The sequence below is a fragment of the Aliivibrio sp. EL58 genome (assembly GCF_900312675.1).
Lineage (GTDB): Bacteria > Pseudomonadota > Gammaproteobacteria > Enterobacterales > Vibrionaceae > Aliivibrio.
The window spans coordinates 406071-423249 of the sequence record NZ_OMPC01000001.1 but is presented as its reverse complement, the minus strand read 5'-3'; the positions used below and the strand labels follow the sequence as shown (position 1 = coordinate 423249).

The 17179-nt window shown below is 38.6% G+C and carries 19 protein-coding genes; 11 read left to right on the top strand and 8 right to left on the bottom strand.

Annotated features, from left to right (window positions below; genetic code table 11):
• Positions 1-49 precede the first annotated feature (49 nt).
• The 5 genes from ED622_RS01745 (at position 50) to ED622_RS01725 (ending at position 4651) form a co-directional block, all read left to right on the top strand.
• The gene (locus tag ED622_RS01745) at positions 50-424 is read left to right on the top strand and encodes a nuclear transport factor 2 family protein (RefSeq protein WP_065592004.1); all 375 of its coding nucleotides are present in this window, start codon (positions 50-52) and stop codon (positions 422-424) included.
• An 81-nt stretch (positions 425-505) separates the two neighbouring features.
• Positions 506-1381, top strand: a complete 876-nt coding sequence (locus tag ED622_RS01740; protein ID WP_122032245.1) for a DMT family transporter — start codon at positions 506-508, stop codon at positions 1379-1381.
• A 52-nt stretch (positions 1382-1433) separates the two neighbouring features.
• On the top strand, positions 1434-1865 hold the full coding sequence (locus tag ED622_RS01735) for a GNAT family N-acetyltransferase (protein WP_122032823.1): 432 nt from the start codon (positions 1434-1436) through the stop codon (positions 1863-1865).
• Positions 1866-2307: 442 nt separating this feature from the next.
• Positions 2308-3795 (top strand): SulP family inorganic anion transporter, encoded by a 1488-nt coding sequence (locus ED622_RS01730; RefSeq protein WP_122032244.1) that lies wholly within the window; start codon positions 2308-2310, stop codon positions 3793-3795.
• Positions 3796-3805: 10 nt separating this feature from the next.
• Positions 3806-4651, top strand: coding sequence for a universal stress protein (locus ED622_RS01725; protein WP_122032243.1), 846 nt, complete (start codon positions 3806-3808; stop codon positions 4649-4651).
• A 76-nt stretch (positions 4652-4727) separates the two neighbouring features.
• Here the strand turns inward: ED622_RS01725 and ED622_RS01720 are convergent, their stop codons facing one another.
• Entirely contained in the window at positions 4728-5828 is a 1101-nt protein-coding gene (locus tag ED622_RS01720) for an alkene reductase (RefSeq protein WP_122032242.1), read from the bottom strand.
• Positions 5829-5993: 165 nt separating this feature from the next.
• Here ED622_RS01720 and ED622_RS01715 point away from each other — a divergent pair, with 165 nt between their 5' ends.
• Positions 5994-6920: a LysR family transcriptional regulator gene (locus tag ED622_RS01715; RefSeq protein ID WP_122032241.1), complete on the top strand. Its 927-nt coding sequence runs from the start codon at positions 5994-5996 to the stop codon at positions 6918-6920.
• Between the two features lie 83 nt (positions 6921-7003).
• Here the strand turns inward: ED622_RS01715 and ED622_RS01710 are convergent, their stop codons facing one another.
• Positions 7004-8353 carry a magnesium transporter gene (locus ED622_RS01710; RefSeq protein ID WP_122032240.1) on the bottom strand — a complete coding sequence of 450 codons (1350 nt, stop codon included), beginning with the start codon at positions 8351-8353 and terminating at the stop codon, positions 7004-7006.
• 163 nt (positions 8354-8516) lie between these two features.
• Positions 8517-9377: an HTH-type transcriptional regulator HdfR gene (hdfR, locus tag ED622_RS01705; protein ID WP_162922457.1), complete on the bottom strand. Its 861-nt coding sequence runs from the start codon at positions 9375-9377 to the stop codon at positions 8517-8519.
• Positions 9378-9508: 131 nt separating this feature from the next.
• Here hdfR and ED622_RS01700 point away from each other — a divergent pair, with 131 nt between their 5' ends.
• Positions 9509-9847: a DUF413 domain-containing protein gene (locus ED622_RS01700; protein ID WP_122032238.1), complete on the top strand. Its 339-nt coding sequence runs from the start codon at positions 9509-9511 to the stop codon at positions 9845-9847.
• Positions 9848-9909: 62 nt separating this feature from the next.
• Here ED622_RS01700 and tesA read toward each other — a convergent pair whose 3' ends face one another.
• Entirely contained in the window at positions 9910-10527 is a 618-nt protein-coding gene (gene tesA / locus ED622_RS01695; protein ID WP_122032237.1) for a multifunctional acyl-CoA thioesterase I/protease I/lysophospholipase L1, read from the bottom strand.
• A 160-nt stretch (positions 10528-10687) separates the two neighbouring features.
• Between tesA and ED622_RS01690 the strand changes: the two genes are divergently transcribed.
• Together ED622_RS01690 and ED622_RS01685 are read left to right on the top strand one after the other, a co-directional pair.
• Positions 10688-11365, top strand: coding sequence for an ABC transporter ATP-binding protein (locus tag ED622_RS01690; RefSeq protein WP_122032236.1), 678 nt, complete (start codon positions 10688-10690; stop codon positions 11363-11365).
• A 1-nt stretch (position 11366) separates the two neighbouring features.
• On the top strand, positions 11367-13844 hold the full coding sequence (locus ED622_RS01685; protein ID WP_122032235.1) for an ABC transporter permease: 2478 nt from the start codon (positions 11367-11369) through the stop codon (positions 13842-13844).
• A 110-nt stretch (positions 13845-13954) separates the two neighbouring features.
• Here the strand turns inward: ED622_RS01685 and ED622_RS01680 are convergent, their stop codons facing one another.
• Positions 13955-14206: a hypothetical protein gene (locus ED622_RS01680; RefSeq protein WP_122032234.1), complete on the bottom strand. Its 252-nt coding sequence runs from the start codon at positions 14204-14206 to the stop codon at positions 13955-13957.
• A 407-nt stretch (positions 14207-14613) separates the two neighbouring features.
• Here ED622_RS01680 and ED622_RS01675 point away from each other — a divergent pair, with 407 nt between their 5' ends.
• The gene (locus ED622_RS01675) at positions 14614-14985 is read left to right on the top strand and encodes a YgiW/YdeI family stress tolerance OB fold protein (RefSeq protein WP_122032233.1); all 372 of its coding nucleotides are present in this window, start codon (positions 14614-14616) and stop codon (positions 14983-14985) included.
• Positions 14986-15082: 97 nt separating this feature from the next.
• Complete coding sequence (locus ED622_RS01670) at positions 15083-15520, top strand: cytochrome b562 (RefSeq protein WP_122032232.1); 438 nt, start codon at positions 15083-15085, stop codon at positions 15518-15520.
• A gap of 55 nt (positions 15521-15575) precedes the next feature.
• Here the strand turns inward: ED622_RS01670 and ED622_RS19915 are convergent, their stop codons facing one another.
• The 3 genes from ED622_RS19915 to ED622_RS01660 form a co-directional block, all read right to left on the bottom strand.
• Positions 15576-15743, bottom strand: a complete 168-nt coding sequence (locus ED622_RS19915; protein WP_162922418.1) for a hypothetical protein — start codon at positions 15741-15743, stop codon at positions 15576-15578.
• Between the two features lie 581 nt (positions 15744-16324).
• Positions 16325-16552: a glutaredoxin family protein gene (locus ED622_RS01665; RefSeq protein WP_045104395.1), complete on the bottom strand. Its 228-nt coding sequence runs from the start codon at positions 16550-16552 to the stop codon at positions 16325-16327.
• Between the two features lie 41 nt (positions 16553-16593).
• A complete protein-coding gene (locus ED622_RS01660; protein ID WP_122032231.1) occupies positions 16594-17142 on the bottom strand; it encodes a DUF1415 domain-containing protein in 549 nt (182 codons plus the stop codon).
• Positions 17143-17179: the final 37 nt, after the last annotated feature.

The following is a 17179-nucleotide window of genomic DNA, read 5'->3' as shown; positions in this document are numbered from 1 at the left end:
CAATAATGCACGTATAGTTCACTTCATACAAATATTAGGAGAAACAATCATGACTCAAGAACAAATTTTAGCAGCATGCAAAGCCGGTATTTCAGCATGGCAACAGGCTTTTAATTCTCAAAATGCAGCAGGTTGTGCAGCACAATACGCTGAAGGTACGGTGATGGAAGCACGCCCATTTGGTACATTTACAGGCCGTGAAGAGATCCAAGTATTTTGGCAAAACATTATGGATCAAGGTTTTGCTGATGTTGATTATACAGAGGTTAAATGGGAGCCAATCGGTGAAGATGGCTATCTATTAACGGCGAATTGGACGATGAACAAAGCATTTGGTGTTGTACACCGTGAACATTGGACAATTCAAGACGATGGTAAAGCGCGTTTAATTTCTGATGACTTTGAAGTGCAAGGCGAGCGTTAGAAAGCATTTTTTAGTTTATGTGGTTGAGTAATTTGTCATTATCAACCACACTAAAAAATTACCCACAGTTTGGGATCATGGATGATTAATATATTAAGTTTATTTACCTTAGCTGCGTTGTGGGGCGGTTCATTTTTATTTGTTAGAATTGCAGCAAACCCGTTAGGGCCTGCGGTATTAATTGAGACACGGGTTGCTTTCGCCGCATTGACTCTATTTGTTGTTTCTTTCTTTCTGAAAAAATCCCTACACTTTATGTCAAATATTAAACACTTCCTTATTTTGGGGTTGTTTAATTCAGCACTACCTTTCTTATTATTTGCTTATTCTGCACAAATTTTAAATGTATCTACTTTAGCTATTCTTAATTCTACCGCTCCAATTTGGGGTGCGATTATTGGGGCGGTATGGACTCGAACTTGGTTAACCAAAGAGGTCGTATTTGGTTTGGTTCTAGGTATGATCGGGGTTAGCGTTCTGGTTGGATGGGAGGCGATTAATGTTGGTGATGAAGCCATTATCCCGATGATTGCAGCCTTAATGGGCGCATTTAGCTATGGTGTTGCAACTAATTATGCCAAAAATGCACCAAGCGTTGAGCCGTTTAATAACGCACACGGCAGTATGTGGGCTTCTGTTATCTTGGTGTTACCGCTTGTTCCTTTTATGCCAGTAAGAGAAGTGGTGAGTGTAGATATTGTTTTCGCTGTATTTGCCCTTGGTGCTGTGTGTACGGGTTTAGCGTACTTGTTGTATTTTAGACTGATTAAAGAGCTTGGCGCTTCTTCAGCCTTAACTGTTACCTTTATTATTCCTGTTTTTGGGATTTTATGGGGCTACTTATTTTTATGGGAAACTGTTGGGATAAATGCCATTATAGGTACGGTTCTCGTGGTGATAGGCACCATGTTTGTTACTGGATTTGCGTCTAAATTTATGTCTAAAAAAGGTGTATAATAGTAAGTTCGCGGCTGCATATATCAATATGATCCGTTTAAGTGAGAATAATATGATTATCGAAAATGTGCTTCCTGAATATTATGCAGAAATGCTGTCTGTTTGGGAAAATTCAGTCCGAGCAACTCATGGCTTTATTAGTGATGAAGATATTGAGTTTTTTAAACCTATTATCATGGAACATGCATTTCCTGCAGTAATTTTGCGTTGTATAAAGAATAATGATGGTGCGATTCTTGGTTTTGTCGGTGTACTAAATCAAAAAATTGAAATGTTATTTATTCTAAACGAAGCAAGAGGGGAGGGAATTGGGACAGCATTATTAACCTATGCTGTGAATGAGCTGAATGCCAAGAGTGTGGATGTGAATGAACAAAATCCACAAGCAGTTGGCTTTTATCAACATATGGGTTTTAAAGTTGAATCACGTTCTGAACTTGATGATATGGGAAAACCATTTCCAATCTTACACATGAAGTTATAACACTCGGTTTTTTAATCGTGTTTTGTTAGAAGTAACGCCTAAAGCTAATAACTTTAGGCGTTTCCGTTTTTGAATTGGTTGTATCATTTTGTGCTTATAAAAATGGCGACTAGCGTTCCTTAAATGATAATCATGTAATCATAGATTCTGATAATGGAAATTGAATTGATTCCCTCGTAAATATACACTGGCCTCCTGTTTGATTTAGAGGATATTGATCACTGTGTTAATTACGCCGCCTTAAACGCTCCATCCCCCCTATAGCTCTCATTGCTAACCTAAGCACTGTACTCGACTGAGTATTCGGCTTAACTCTTTGCGCTTGTTAATTCTTTGCCGTACTTTCGGCTACTTTTCCGCGCCAAAATTTTATCAAAGAAGCACCTATTTACACCCCAGATCTATCTCTGGTGCGTATTGCCGTGCATAAATTGAGAATTCAATGTTTAAAAATTTCAAAATTGACTGGATGTCTAATATCCGTGGTGATCTCCTTGCGGGCATCGTTGTTGCTCTTGCTCTAATCCCTGAAGCCATCGCTTTTTCTATTATCGCAGGTGTTGATCCTAAAATTGGGTTATACGCTTCTTTCAGTATTTCAGTTGTTATTGCTTTTACTGGCGGTCGCTCTGGGATGATCTCAGCCGCGACGGGTGCAATGGCACTATTGATGGTCACATTAGTTAAAGAACACGGGCTAGAATACTTACTTGCTGTGACGGTTCTTACTGGTGTACTACAGATTTTAGCGGGTTATTTAAAACTCGGTAGCTTGATGCGTTTTGTTTCTCGCTCAGTGGTTACCGGTTTTGTGAATGCGTTAGCCATACTTATTTTTATGGCGCAACTTCCTGAATTAACCAATGTAACTTGGCATGTTTACGCCATGACAGCCGCCGGTTTAGGGATTATCTATCTGTTCCCATACCTACCGGTTGTCGGTAAATTAATTCCTTCGCCTTTAGTCTGTATTATCGTATTAACCGCCATTTCGATGTCATTTAATATTGATATTCGTACCGTGGGAGACATGGGGAACTTACCTGATACCTTGCCAATTTTCTTATGGCCTGATGTGCCTTTAAACCTAGAAACGCTATTAATTATCTTGCCGTATTCTATTGGTTTGGCTGTGGTGGGTTTATTAGAATCCATGATGACAGCAACGATTGTCGATGATCTCACCGATACCAGCAGCGATAAAAACCGCGAGTGTAAAGGCCAAGGGCTTGCCAATATCTTTACGGGTTTTCTTGGTGGTATGGCAGGTTGTGCGATGATCGGACAATCAATGATTAATATAAAGTCGGGCGGCCGTGGACGTTTATCAACGTTATCTGCTGGCGTGTTTTTGTTAATTATGGTGGTTTTTCTTGGTCCGTGGTTAAAACAAATCCCAATGGCAGCCTTAGTTGCTGTGATGATAATGGTATCTATCGGTACTTTTTCATGGAGTTCAATTACTGATTTAAGAAAGCACCCAATATCAACTAATATTGTTATGTTAGCCACGGTGATTATTGTGGTAATGACGCATAATTTAGCTATTGGTGTTCTGGTCGGTGTCTTGCTTGCGTCATTGTTCTTTGCAAATAAAATCAGTCGTATGATGGTGATAAAGACTAATTCGGACGCACATAAATCGCGTGAATATACCGTAATAGGGCAAGTGTTTTTCGCCTCATCGGATAAATTTATTACTTCTTTTGATTTTAAAGAAGTGATCGAGAGCGTGACGATTGATTTATCGGCTGCGCATTTCTGGGATGTTACGTCAGTCTCTGCATTGGATAAAGTGGTGGTCAAGTTTCGCCGAGAGGGGACTCAAGTCGAGCTTATCGGAATGAACCAAGCAACCCAGACGATTGTTGATAAATTTGGTGTACATGACAAACCAGAAGAAGTTGAAAAACTATTGGCCGGACATTAAGGATTAGAAAATGAAAAATATAATAGCTTGTATTGATGGTTCTCCGATGACGCTTGCAACGTGTGAAGCGAGTGCATGGGTTGCATCTAAGATTAATGCGCCGCTTGTCTTATTGCACGCTCTTGATAAAACGACCAGACCTGTTGTGAGTGAGCTTTCAGGGCAAATAGGATTAGGCAGCCAAGAAGAGTTGCTTAATGAACTTGCAAAATTGGATGAAGCTCGCAGTAAAGTCGCACTCAAGCATGGAAAGCAATTGCTGGAAGAAGCGGCTGAATGGGTCATGAATAAAGGCATTAGCCATGTTGTTCAACTACAACGTCATGGAAGTTTACTGGAAAGCCTGATTGATTTAGAAAATGAACTAAGAGTATTAGTGATTGGTAAATTAGGTGAAGAGCAGGGCAGTAATAAAACGATAGGCTCTCAACTTGAGAGTGTGATTCGTTCTATTAAATCCCATACGTTAGTGATGAATGCGCCATTTTCTATCCCAACGTCTTATCTCATTGCTTTTGATGGCAGTCCAACGAGTGAAAAACTGATTGAAAAAGCAATCAATACGCCTCTGCTTTTGGGATTGGATTGTCATTTAGTGATGGTGGATGATTTTGCAGAAAAAAGTGCGGCTTTTGAGAAAGCGGCCATTAAATTAAAAAATGCAGGACTTAGTGTGCATGAAGACATACTGTCAGGATCTGTTGATGATGCTTTGCTGAAGTACCAGAAAGATCACCAGATAGGCATGATGGTAATGGGGGCTTATGGACATTCAACGCTAAGACAGTTTTTTTTAGGCAGTAACACAACCAAGGTATTAATAAAAAGTGAGGTGCCTTTGCTGTTAATACGTTAACTATTGATATTTAAGTAGAAAGTTAGAAGTGAATGAAACGCCTAAAGTGAGTTTCTTTAGGCGTTTTTTATAGGTATTACAGACTTTTACTGTAGGCTGGGTAGTCAATATAACCGTGTTCATTACCGCCAAATAACGTATTGCCATCTAATGTAGCGAGGTCATGATTGTTTTCTAAACGTGAAACCAAATCTGGGTTTGATACGAATGGGCGACCAAAAGCGATAAGATCGGCATAGCCTTTATTTAGGATTTCATTTGCACGTTCTTGTGTGTAGCTACCTGCAACAATAATGGTATTGGTGAACCGTTTTCTTAGTTCAATGCGGAAGTTTTCAGGAATAACAGGCGCATCGTCCCAATCTGCTTCAGATAAATGCAAATAAGCAATATCACGTGATTGTAATTCTCTTGAGGCTTCAAGAATAGTTGGCACAATATCTGGGCAATCCATGTCTTTAAATGTGATGAAAGGAGCAAGGCGAACACCAACTTTATCGGCACCGATCTCTTTGCTTACTGCGTCAACAACTTCAAGCAGAAAACGAAGACGGTTCTCACGAGAATCCCCATACTTATCCGTTCTATGGTTAGAGTTAGTACGAAGAAATTGATCAATTAAATATCCGTTACCGCCGTGTATTTCAACACCATCAAAACCGGCTTCGACTGCACGTTTTGCAGAGTAGGCGAAATCTTGAATGACACGATTGATGTCGTCATGAGTCATTGCTCGCGGCTGGATACAATCAACCATATTACCGTTACCTTGTTCATCCGAAATCCACACTTTGGTTTCGACAGGAGCGAGAGCAGATGGCGCAATAGGCAATTCATCTTTTTGGAAAGTAGGATGAGATACACGGCCTACATGCCAAAGCTGACAGAACATAGCCGCACCTTGAGAGTGAGCAGCTTTGGTTATTGGTTGCCATCCTTTTACTTGTTCATCGGTATAAACTCCTGGGGTAAATGAGTAGCCTTGGGAGTCATCTGAAATTTGGGTCGCTTCAGAGATAATTAATCCGGCAGTTGCACGTTGCTTGTAGTAGGTCGCCATCATGTCATTTGGAATGTTACCCGGCTGGCTAGTACGAGCGCGAGTCATTGGAGCCATGACAACTCGATTTTGTAGGTTGATTTTTTTAAGGTTTGTTTTTTCAAATAATGAATTCATGATGATTACTACCTTTAATTTATTCTTTGTCGTTATTACTTAATGACAGTTATTCTATCTGTTCGCTTTAATTTGATAATTGAGTAAAATATAAAATCATTATTCAGGTTTTCTAAATAATGGTGGTTGGCAATATTTAAGATTGAAATAATCGAGAAGGTGGCAATGGATAAGTTTTCTGATATGACAATGTTTGTGAGTGTCATCAAGCATCAAGGGTTGGCGGCGGCTGGGCGAGAGTTGGGTCTTTCTCCTGCAACGATGACAGCAAGATTACAGGGCTTAGAAGAGCGATATGGTGTAAAGCTACTGAATCGAAGCACAAGGCATATATCCCTTACCGATTCTGGTTACCTGTATCATAAGGCGTGTCTTGAGATCCTTGATAATGTAAAAGAGACAGAGAACCTGATATTAAATGGAGTCAAAGAAGTAAAAGGGCCACTTAAAATCAGTGCGCCAAAAGACATTGGTAAGCAATACATCCTTCCTATTTTGTCTGAATTCTGTGAAAAATACCCTGAGGTGGTGCCGTATTTATATTTGAATGATGATGTTTCAAATATTGCAGAATCAGGCGTAGATATTGTGGTTCGATACGGAGAGCTCGCTGATAGTAGTTTGATATCCCGACGCTTATCGTCAAGCCATCGAGTATTATGTGCATCACCTAAATATCTAGCAAAGTATGGTACGCCGTTAACCCCACAAGATTTAGTCAATCATAATTGTCTTGCTATGGTGCGCAGTAACGAAGAGCTTAAAACGTGGCATTTTCAAGATACAGATAAGAAGAATGTAATAACGGTATTACCTAAACGATTTTCAGATGATGGTGAAGTCGTTCGATATTGGGCGCTAGAAGGCGCAGGCATTGCTTTGAAGTCGATATTAGATGTGCAGGATGATATTAATAACTTACGCCTTGTGACAGTGCTTAATGGTTATATGGCAAATTTCAATACATCGACGTCAGTATCAAGTGCCGATTTGAATGTGGTATACATTAGTAAAAAATATCAGCCAAAGCGAATTCGATTATTTTTAGATTTTCTTTTTGAAAGGTTTGGTGCGTTGAAAGCGAATGAGTAAATTTGAAAGGCTAATAAAAAAACACTGAGCCAAAGGGGTGACTCAGTGTTTATCTGTTGGGGGCTATTGTTACGATCTCGTGTTTACATCATCACCAAACTTGCCGTTCCTAAGAAAGCAAAGAAGCCGACCACATCCGTGACTGTGGTTAAAATAACAGAGCCAGCAAGCGCAGGATCTAACTTAAACTTATCTAAGGTGATAGGAATAAGAACCCCAAACAGAGCCGCCGTAATAATGTTTACAATAATGGCGAGTGAAATTGTGGCACCTAACGCGAACGACTGGAACCAAGCACCAGCAAGACCACCGATGATTAATGACCATAACAAACCGTTGATTGAGCCAATCCCCAATTCATTCTTTAATAATGCAAAACGGTTACCAGGGGTGATTTGATTTAGTGCCATTGCACGAACCATTAAGGTTAATGTTTGGCTGCCAGCAATACCACCCATAGAGGCTACGATTGGCATTAATACTGCCAGTGCAACCACTTGGGTGATCACATCTTCAAATAACCCAATGGTTACAGACGCTAATATTGCTGTCAAAAGATTAATACCAAGCCAAACGCCACGTTTTTTTGAACTCTTAAGGATAGGAGAGAAAAGATCGTCCCCTTCATCCATACCAGTACCGGCCATTAAACGAGTTTCGTAAATTTCACGTTGGGTATTAATCGCAAATTGCCAATCAAGTTGCCCAATTAAAACGTTATCGTCGTCGATAATCGCCACACTTGGTACGGCTGAGTGTTCAACGGCTTCAATACTTTCATTAAGGGGCTGATGTACATTAAGAACTAAGCAATCTTCTAATTTTAATGTGTTGATTTTAACGGAATCATCAGCAGTCAAAATGTCTGTATACTGCACAATACCGTGAAACTTATGCGCTCGGTTAATTAAGTGCATATATTGATGCGATTGAAATAAATTGGTTTTTAATAGTTTTTTAGCTCGCCCAACACTGACATTAAAAGGCAGTGTTGCGATCTTCCTGTCCGCCCAGTGACCAACTTCGTCATCTTCATACTGCTTTGCATCATCATATAAATCAAGCTCATCACGGCTGATAAGTTGCAAAGCAAGACTGAATATTTCATCAGGTAGAGACTCTGCCCACTCAATTAACGATAAGTTATCCAGTTTAGCTAAGGTGAAGTTTAATTCTGCTTCTGACAGTTCTTCTAGAATTGCGACACGAGCATCAGCACGCATTTCAGTTAATACTTCAATATGCATTTCTAGTGGCAGGTGACGCCATAATTGCACACGGTCATCAACTGGAAAAGATTCTAAAATACGCGCAATAGAACCGGTATCTAACCCGTTTTCTACAAATTCACCCAGTAGGCGTATTTGTTGCTGTTGGTCGTCGGCATTGAATAGCGTTTCGAGTTGGAATGATAAATCTTGATGTTCGTTCAATGTCGTACTCCGTGGATGGAAGCAGGATTTAAAAGTAATACGTAATTATAGTAACTAGAGAAAGTTTATTAAACCCTTTAATACAACGATTTACCTAAGTGACAGATAAAATTAAGGACTCATTAGAGCCCTCAAGTTTGTTACTATATTTAATCTGAACAAGTTAGACGCTTTTCGTTACCATGTTTGGGTTAATAGCGGTTATTTGTTCGATAAGTTCAGCTTTATCGCTTTTTTCTTGCCACACTAAATATAACGCTTGTTCCATAACAGGAGCGTCTTCAATTACATAAAGCTCACCATTATCAACGCTCTGGTTAATAACAGGTGCAGGTAAGTAACCAACACTTGGGTGTGTTATCAAATAATCCAAAGCCATTCTCGATGAGTGAGTGTGCAGAATGGGTGTTTTTTGTAATTCATTTATCTTGCTATGTTGAATAGAAAAGCGTGCTCCCCAATCTAAATAAACCAAAGGCAAAGGTTGAATGCTGCTTATTGTGCTATGGGCTTGGTTAGAGACTAGTTGCAATTGATAATCACGAATTTTACATACTCGAATACCATCTATTTTTGGGGGCTCGCTAGTAATAAATAGATCGACACTTTTATCGAGTAATGATTTCGCGAGATCTTGTCTAGGAATTGATTCTAAACGTAGAGCTAATCCTTGAACGGTATCGTAAATACTGTTGATCCAATTAGAAATACCATCGAACTCCCAAATGAGTGCACTCGCACCAATAGTTACTTGAGAGTTATAATCTTCGGTAAGCGCGACATCTTGCTTGGCTCGTCCCCACGTTTGTAAAATAGCCTCAGCATAAGGTAACAATCGTTCTCCAGCTGCAGTCAATTGAACATTATGGCGTTGACGAGTAAATAATGGGTTTCCTAATTGTGACTCCAATTGGCGAACACGGAAACTCACGGCAGACTGTGTGAGAAATAAATGCTCTGCAGCACGCCCAAAATGGCGCGTTTTTGTGACTTCTAAGAAGGTTTTAAGCAGATCAGTATCCAAGGTATTCATCTCTTTGATGGCGATATTAGCCACAATAAAATATTTTAATTGAAAGCGCTAATATTTTTTGTTTTACAAGGCACTCACTCTGAATTACATATACGTTTTCTGTGGTTATAAAGAAGCATCAAGTGAGAATAACAGCGAAATTTTATGATGATAAAAACTTCAAAAGAGGTTTTAGCCGTAGTGGTTTTACAATTCGTGAAGCGACTATTTTAGAAACGTACGGTCGCACCATGCAATCTTTGCTAAATGGTGTGTTTGCGCCAGAATCTGATGCAGAGCACCGTTTTGTTGAACAGGTAAAGGATCAACCTACGGAGATCTCTGAATTTGCTCAATGTTGGCTTAAATATCAAAATAAGATCAATTTTAAACCAAAATTCTATACATTATGTAGCACTCAACGTTCGTCAGCAGATAGATCTGATGACAACGATGACTCATCATCAGATGATCTTGATTAAGTAATTTTTCAAGTCTCAATAAAAAACCGGATATTTATATACCCGGTTTTTTTATTTTTATATTACTTCAAATATGGTGAGAGCTCTTTTGCCATAAACTCTGCAATCCAAGGTTGTGCTTCTGGTTTTGGATGCAATCCATCTTTCATTATCCATTCTGGCTTTACGATCACCTCTTCTAAGAAAAAAGGCAGTAAAGGGATGTCATGCTTTTTACTTAATTTTGGATAGAGTGATCCAAACGCTTGGCTGTAACGTTTTCCATAATTAGGTGGTACTTGAATTTGCATTAGCAAGGGTTGAGCGTTAGCCATTTTAATTTGCGTAAACATCATTTCTAAATTGGCGTTAATTTTTTGTGGTGGAAAGCCTCGTAATCCATCGTTTGCTCCTAATTCAATTAAGACATAATTAGGTTGATGCTGCTCAAGTAGGGTAGGTAATCGATCTAGTCCATTTCCTGTCGTATCTCCAGAAATACTGCCATTAATTACCTCTGTTACTTTGCCTAGTTTTTTTAGTTGTAGAGGCAGCAATGAAGGCCAACTTTGCTCAATAGGCATGTTATAGCCAGCGCTTAAGCTATCACCAAGGATCAATAGCGTTTGGCTATAGGCTGATTTAAGGATAAATAGTTGGCTACTTAATAGCAGTAAAAAAAGAGTGAGGAATTTACGCATGTTCAACCTTTTAGATAATCGAGTCGCAATAGAATAACAGAAATAGAGATGCCGACGTATAAGGATTAGTTAAAGAAGTGTAAAGGAAATTGCAGATCTTATCGTGCTTGGGTATACAATATGCGGAATAGCATAAAAATAATCGCAAAGGGAAATGACAATGACAGCGGCCATAAAAGTGAGCTCAGTAGGAAAATCAGTACTTTCTAACGAGGCTGAATTAACCATTTTAAAAGACATCTCTTTTGAGGTTCAATCAGGACAAAGCGTCGCGATTGTAGGAACCTCTGGTGCCGGTAAATCAACCTTAATGACCTTGCTTGCAGGATTAGATATTCCAACCTCTGGTGATATTGAATTATTAGGGCAAAGCCTATCTCAGCTTGATGATGAAGCTCGTGCTCAAATACGCAGTGAATCGATTGGTTTTGTGTTTCAAAGCTTCTTACTTATCCCTTCTTTAACCGCCCTTGAAAATGTCACCTTGCCTGCGATTTTACGTGGTGAAGGTGAAGATATTGCAAAAGCAAAACAGTTGTTAGATTCAGTTGGCCTTGCAGGGCGAGAAACACATCTTCCTTCTCAACTTTCAGGTGGAGAGCAACAACGCGTGGCCTTAGCGCGAGCGTTCATGACTCAGCCTCGCATTCTTTTTGCAGATGAACCAACAGGTAACTTAGATCAATCCACTGCGGAGCATATTATTGAACTCTTATTTGAGATGAACCAAAAACATGGCACAACATTGGTTCTTATCACTCATGATCCCAAATTGGCAGAGCGATGTGAGCGAACACTTACCATCAATGCAGGACAGATCCACGAAGAGGTGAAGTGAAATGAATGAGAAATCATTAGCGCCAAGATCTTCTCGAAATAGAAAGCCTTCAGGAAACAATCGAGCTTCTGGCAACAAAATGATATTACGTTGGAGTTGGCGTGAGATCTGGCAAGGACAGCTGTGGCCTGTAATGGCAGCATTAACTTTGATCGTTGCTTGTGTTGTCGCCTTGTCAGCGTTGGCGATTCGAGTAGAAAAAGTTATGACAGATCAAGGTCGCTCCATGATGGCGGCCGATCTGGTGTTTAGTTCAGCTAATCCAACCCCTGAGCTGATTTTGCAACAAGCGCATGACCAAAATTTAGTGTTATCTTCTCAAGTACGTTTTCAAACCATGGCATTCAGTGATTCAGGAATGCAGTTGGTGAGTGTGAAATCGGTAGAAAGTAATTACCCACTTCGCGGTGAACTCTTATTAAGCGGGGCTGATAACCAAATCCATAGCCAAGTTAAACCTGGAGAAGTGTGGATAGCTGATCGTCTTTTATCATTACTTGAACTCAATATTGGTGATGTTATTGCCATTGGTGATGCTGAAATGCCAATAAGTGGCGTGATTGAATCGGAACCAGAGTTAGCGTTTAACCCATTTAGAACCATGCCAAGTGTGTTTATTCATCAGGCAGATTTAGATAAAACAGGCGCAATTCAACTGGGCAGCCGTGTTAAATATCGCACCTTATTTAAAGGTAATGATAGTGCGATATCGTTATTGCAAAGTGATTATGAGTTGCAAGCAGGAGAGCGTTGGATAAGCGAAGAGACTCAAGGTCGAACTGCAGATTTAATGCAAAAAGCCAAACAGTATTTGTCACTGACTATCTTGATGGTGATATTAATGGCATCTGTCACCTTGGTATTAACGTGTCAGCATTATGCAACCAGTCGTGCTAATACAGTTGCCATGTTAAAAAGCATGGGTGCAAGTAAGCAGTGGTTGAAACGTTGGTTATTAAGCCAAGTAGGTTTGATGTTCTTTACTGGCGTAATTGCAGGTTCATTGATCGGTCTTGGGCTAGAGTTGTTACTGCGTATCCCACTGGCAGGAATTTTACCAGAAGACTTACCAAGTTACGGTTGGCAGCCATTTGCGTTTGGCTCGGTTGTGGCGCTGTTTATCGGTTTACCCGCTTTAGGCATCCCACTATTGCGTTTATTAGACACTCCTGCGATAGCGGTACTTCAATCTCAAATGACCGCATCGTCTAAAAAAGGCTTATGGTTAATTGCGGTACCAGTAGTCGCTTTCTTATTTATGTATGGCAATAACAGCCTAGTCTGGATGGTATCAGTTGGCTTAGTGGTGCTATTTGTCTTACTTGCTGGTATTAGTTATGGCTTAGTACATCTGTTTGGACGCTTTAAATGGGGGGCTGCGATGACCCTAGCGCTTAGTCGCATTAAACGTTCTCCAAAAAACAGCATGATGCAATTAGCCGCATTGTCGGGTTCATTAATGTTAGTTGCAGTGATCTGGCTAGTGAGAACCGATTTACTAGGGGATTGGCAACAAACGCTTCCACCTGATGCTCCGAATGTATTTGCGATGAATATTGCACCTTATGAGCAACAAGAATATTTACAAGCATTAGATAATGAAAAGCTAGATAGATCGGATGGTTATCCAATTATTCGTGGTCGTTTAACTGAAATTAACGGGGAAAGTACCAAAGAGAAAATGAAAGGTGAAGGACAAGGCTCAGATGCACTACGTCGTGAGATTAACTTTACTTGGCGTGATGAGTTGCCGGTTCATAATCAAGTTACAGCAGGGGCATGGACGAAAGAAAATGGCGTCTCTGTTGAGCAAGATGTGGCGAATGATTTGGATATTCAAATTGGCGATACGTTGAGTTTTTCGGTAAACAGCCAATTCTTTTCTGCTGAGGTGAACTCTATTCGTGTTGTGGATTGGCAGAGCATGAAACCGAACTTCTATTTTATCTTCACACCCGATGTGATTGCTGATTTACCTGCCACTTGGTTAGTGAGCTTTAAAGTCGATGACAACGAAAATACACTATTAAATCAACTGGCTCGTGATTATCCAACCGTGAGTTTGTTGGATTTTAGAACCATGGGTGGAAAAATCCAAGCGATGCTTGCTCAAATCACGTGGTCATTGAGCGTTTTAGCTGGTTTAGGCGTGGTGAGTGGCGTGTTGTTGATATTCACTTTACTGCGTTTAAGTCTGTATCAGCGTCAACGTGAAATTACCCTTTATCGAACCCTTGGAGCAAGCCGTCAGCGTATTAGCCAGACATTATGGAGTGAATATGGGGTCATGGCATTAGCCGCAGGCTTTGTTGCGGTAATGGGGGCAGAAGCAATCGTATTTAGCTTAGTGAAATGGGGCTTTAAACTTGAACCCACATTGCACGTAAGTATGTGGATTGTGCTGCCGTTACTCGCCATGATGATTGTATTTATGAGCTTAGTAAGTGTGATAAAACAGTTACTAAAACCGTTAAAGTAAGCAACTATCATTCGTTAATTTAATAATACGATTGAAGGAAGACGGTATATATTCTTCCTTCAATCGGCTCTTTGATATATTTTAAGATTAATCTTATGCACTATATAACGTTAATCTAAAACGCGTTTAATGATAATCTGATTTGGAAAATGTGTGGTTATATTATTAATTGTATAAGGTGACGTTCCCTGTTTAATATCATTAATAGGTGCTTCTGTTACCACTTCAATGGTTACACCAAATTCATGAGCTTTGGACTCAAATTTATCAAACACTTCTTTTTCTTGTTTAGTTAACTTGGTTAAATCTTTACCTTCTAATTCTAGTACTTGATCTAATAATAATTTGTCTTCTAATTTCATTTTATATCTTCTCGCTGAAAATGTTATTTTGACTCTACTCCTTAAATTTTATAATTAAAAGTATAAATATTTACTGAAGAATAGGCTTTAAGGTTCTTTATATCAACGAGTTAAACTCTGGTTATTTAAGGTTTCAATATTGTTTTATTTGCATTTTATAAACGCCATACATATCAATTTTGTTATTTAAAGTAAGCTAATTAAATAGTGTTTTTTACTTCAAATAGACTACAGTTAAGAAGAATAAAGAAACAGTTGATATGGTATTAAACTAAGAGTAATGTGAAAAATAGAGGATGTTAGAACTACTATATATTTATAACTCATTTTTAATAAAGTCATTAAGTTGAGTTACAAATGTTAATGTGGTTTTAATTTTACATATATAACATTAACGGTATTTAATTATGAAAATGAGAAATGTTTTATTTACACTTATATTGGCATGTTCATCAACTCTTGCATTGGCTAACGATCAAACCGCGAATTATCAGGATCAATTCTCAAAGCCTGTTGATGGGATAAATACAGTAGAATCTGTATTGAATGCCAGTGCTGTCATTGAAGATACGCCAATTTTACTTTCAGGGTATTTAGTTGAGCCTTTAGGTAAAGAAGTGTATGTATTTAAGGATGATACCGGAACAGTAAATGTCAAAATTGACGGTGATAAGATGCCAAGCTTGCAAGTCAAACCAAACGATAAAGTGACGCTGAAAGGTGAAGTAAATAAAGAAGATAATTACCTTATTTATGTAGATAGCATTACTATTGATTAATAAAAATATGGGTCATTATGGTATTGAAACATATTAATCCTGTGAGTATGAGAGGCAATACATTACACTGCCTCTCTTGCTTATTTAAAGGATTATTATGAAAACTTTATTTTTAACTGTAGCCCTGACTTTTTCTGCGGGTGTTGCTGCAAATACAACGGCAGAGTCAACGGATATGATTGGTGACCAATCAATGGTTGTTAGCGCACCTGTAGATATGAAAGCCGTCATGAAAGAGATGAGATTAGAGTATAAGTTAGGTGAGCGAGCGACCTCTATTGAGGATATGAATCAAGTTGTGACTAAACTAGAATCTCTTATTGATCAGTTAAAGCAGGGCGAATACACCCCAGAAAAACAAGCTATGTATCAAGAAGGGTTCAATAAGTTATCGGTTTCTGTTGCTCTGGTTAAAACAGAGCTGGATGCGGGTGATTTAGAGAAAGCACAAGCGGCCCTTGAGCAAGTTGACGAACTACGAGTTGAATACCACAAAAAGCGTAATCCAAGTATTTGGAGCAAGATCTTTGGATAATTGATTCTGTTTATTATTAAATAAGAAGGAGATATTTCTCCTTCTTATTTTTGGATCATACTAAGTTAATATAACTTGTATGCTCTAATACGCTGAAAAACCATTTTGAAACCCCAACTACAGTAAACAAAAGTTTTGCATTGTACTTCAACTCAAAAGTGACTGTTTTTATAGTCTTTTTTCCTTCTGAGTTTTTTTCTTCTTCTTTAAACGTGAATTTCATATATGAAATCCTCAATTAAAAAGTTTGAACATTGATGGCTTTTTGAGAGTTTCTTTGTTAAATTTCATTTTGGAATCACAATTCAACCACCGCTTATTTTTAAGCCTAGCTACAACTAGACGTTGTTTGTATTTCAAGATTTTTATCTAAATAGTTGAACTCCTTCTGTGTGTTAACTAGGTTTATGAAGTAAGTAGAGGTCAGAGACTACTTACTTTATAACCAAACCTTTTCCTATCAAGTCATAGATTACTTAATCTTAAATATAACTACATAGTGTTATTAATTAATTTGACTACAAGATAATGATAAAAATAGAACAGATCAAGTCTGAAATTGAGGGAGTCCTGTGGATAACTTATGAATTAAAAAAAACAGTAAGTAGCTACTAACCGAATTGGATTAGGTATATCAAGACATCAGAAATAACGTATTTCATAATGGTTGGTAAGTAAGCAGTGAAAAAAATATTCTTCTTGATTTTTGTAGTTTCGGTGGATCTCTGATAATTTAGCTTTTATAGTAAAATTATAAACTTACAGATAAAAAAATGGAGCTAATCAGCTCCATTTTTGTTTTAATTAACTGTTATACATTTTATCGAAATTCTTCTGATTCCAACCAACCATCACTTGATCTCCAATCTTAAGAACAGGGATAGAACGAGCACCCATGGCTTGTAATTCCTTGCGCCCTCGTTGCATTTTTGCATTGGTTAATCTATATGCAATTTTTTTAGAATCAAGGTAGCGCTGTGCGTCTTTGCAATGTGGGCATTTGTCAGCGACATATAAAACAACACGTTTCATTATTATCTCTCAGTTAAATCTAGTGATACAGATAGCGTAGCTTATACAAATAGGTACGGGAATAGTTTTCGACGCTCTTCAGGCGTTAACGCTTCTACTCGGGCAATATTTGTATCAGGAATAGCTTCAGGGTTTGGATAGTGTTTTAGCACCTTTTCCATGCTCTCTTCACGAATAAGGTGAAGAACTGGATATGGAGAGCGATTTGTTAAGTTCTCATCGTCTTCAGGTTCAGCGCCGCCAAAGCAGTAGTCAGGGTGGAAAGTGGCGATTTGATAAATACCTTCCCACTCTTGCTGTTTAATAAGCGCATCAACCCAATCTAAGAAGAAGTTATAATCCATAAAATCTTGCAGCATATTAGGGATAGCAACTAGAGTTGTTTCTAATTCTTCAGCAGTTTTAGAATCTAAGTTCATTAGCTCTTGAAGCACATCTTCAAGCAATTCTTCTTCTGTTGTTGCTTCAGATACAAAAATTTTGATTTGCTTATTACGGTTTGGTTTTGCAGCAAAAGGGCAAAGATTAAGGCCTATCACCACATCTTCTAACCATTGCTGAACTTCTTGTTCGATTTTTTGAATACTCATATCTGACTTATTACTACTCTTGTTATTTTCAGCAAGA

Bases quoted from the DNA above. Each gene is read 5' to 3' on its own strand.
- ED622_RS19915 (WP_162922418.1), bottom strand. From the start codon at position 15,743: ATGAAATTCACGTTTAAAGAAGAAGAAAAAAACTCAGAAGGAAAAAAG.
- tesA (WP_122032237.1), bottom strand. From the start codon at position 10,527: ATGCGTAAATTCCTCACTCTTTTTTTACTGCTATTAAGTAGCCAACTA.
- ED622_RS01715 (WP_122032241.1), top strand. From the start codon at position 5,994: ATGGATAAGTTTTCTGATATGACAATGTTTGTGAGTGTCATCAAGCAT.
- ED622_RS01675 (WP_122032233.1), top strand. From the start codon at position 14,614: ATGAAAATGAGAAATGTTTTATTTACACTTATATTGGCATGTTCATCA.
- ED622_RS01745 (WP_065592004.1), top strand. From the start codon at position 50: ATGACTCAAGAACAAATTTTAGCAGCATGCAAAGCCGGTATTTCAGCA.
- ED622_RS01680 (WP_122032234.1), bottom strand. From the start codon at position 14,206: ATGAAATTAGAAGACAAATTATTATTAGATCAAGTACTAGAATTAGAA.
- ED622_RS01665 (WP_045104395.1), bottom strand. From the start codon at position 16,552: ATGAAACGTGTTGTTTTATATGTCGCTGACAAATGCCCACATTGCAAA.
- ED622_RS01725 (WP_122032243.1), top strand. From the start codon at position 3,806: ATGAAAAATATAATAGCTTGTATTGATGGTTCTCCGATGACGCTTGCA.
- ED622_RS01735 (WP_122032823.1), top strand. From the start codon at position 1,434: ATGATTATCGAAAATGTGCTTCCTGAATATTATGCAGAAATGCTGTCT.
- ED622_RS01740 (WP_122032245.1), top strand. From the start codon at position 506: ATGATTAATATATTAAGTTTATTTACCTTAGCTGCGTTGTGGGGCGGT.
- ED622_RS01730 (WP_122032244.1), top strand. From the start codon at position 2,308: ATGTTTAAAAATTTCAAAATTGACTGGATGTCTAATATCCGTGGTGAT.
- ED622_RS01660 (WP_122032231.1), bottom strand. From the start codon at position 17,142: ATGAGTATTCAAAAAATCGAACAAGAAGTTCAGCAATGGTTAGAAGAT.
- ED622_RS01690 (WP_122032236.1), top strand. From the start codon at position 10,688: ATGACAGCGGCCATAAAAGTGAGCTCAGTAGGAAAATCAGTACTTTCT.
- ED622_RS01720 (WP_122032242.1), bottom strand. From the start codon at position 5,828: ATGAATTCATTATTTGAAAAAACAAACCTTAAAAAAATCAACCTACAA.
- ED622_RS01685 (WP_122032235.1), top strand. From the start codon at position 11,367: ATGAATGAGAAATCATTAGCGCCAAGATCTTCTCGAAATAGAAAGCCT.
- ED622_RS01670 (WP_122032232.1), top strand. From the start codon at position 15,083: ATGAAAACTTTATTTTTAACTGTAGCCCTGACTTTTTCTGCGGGTGTT.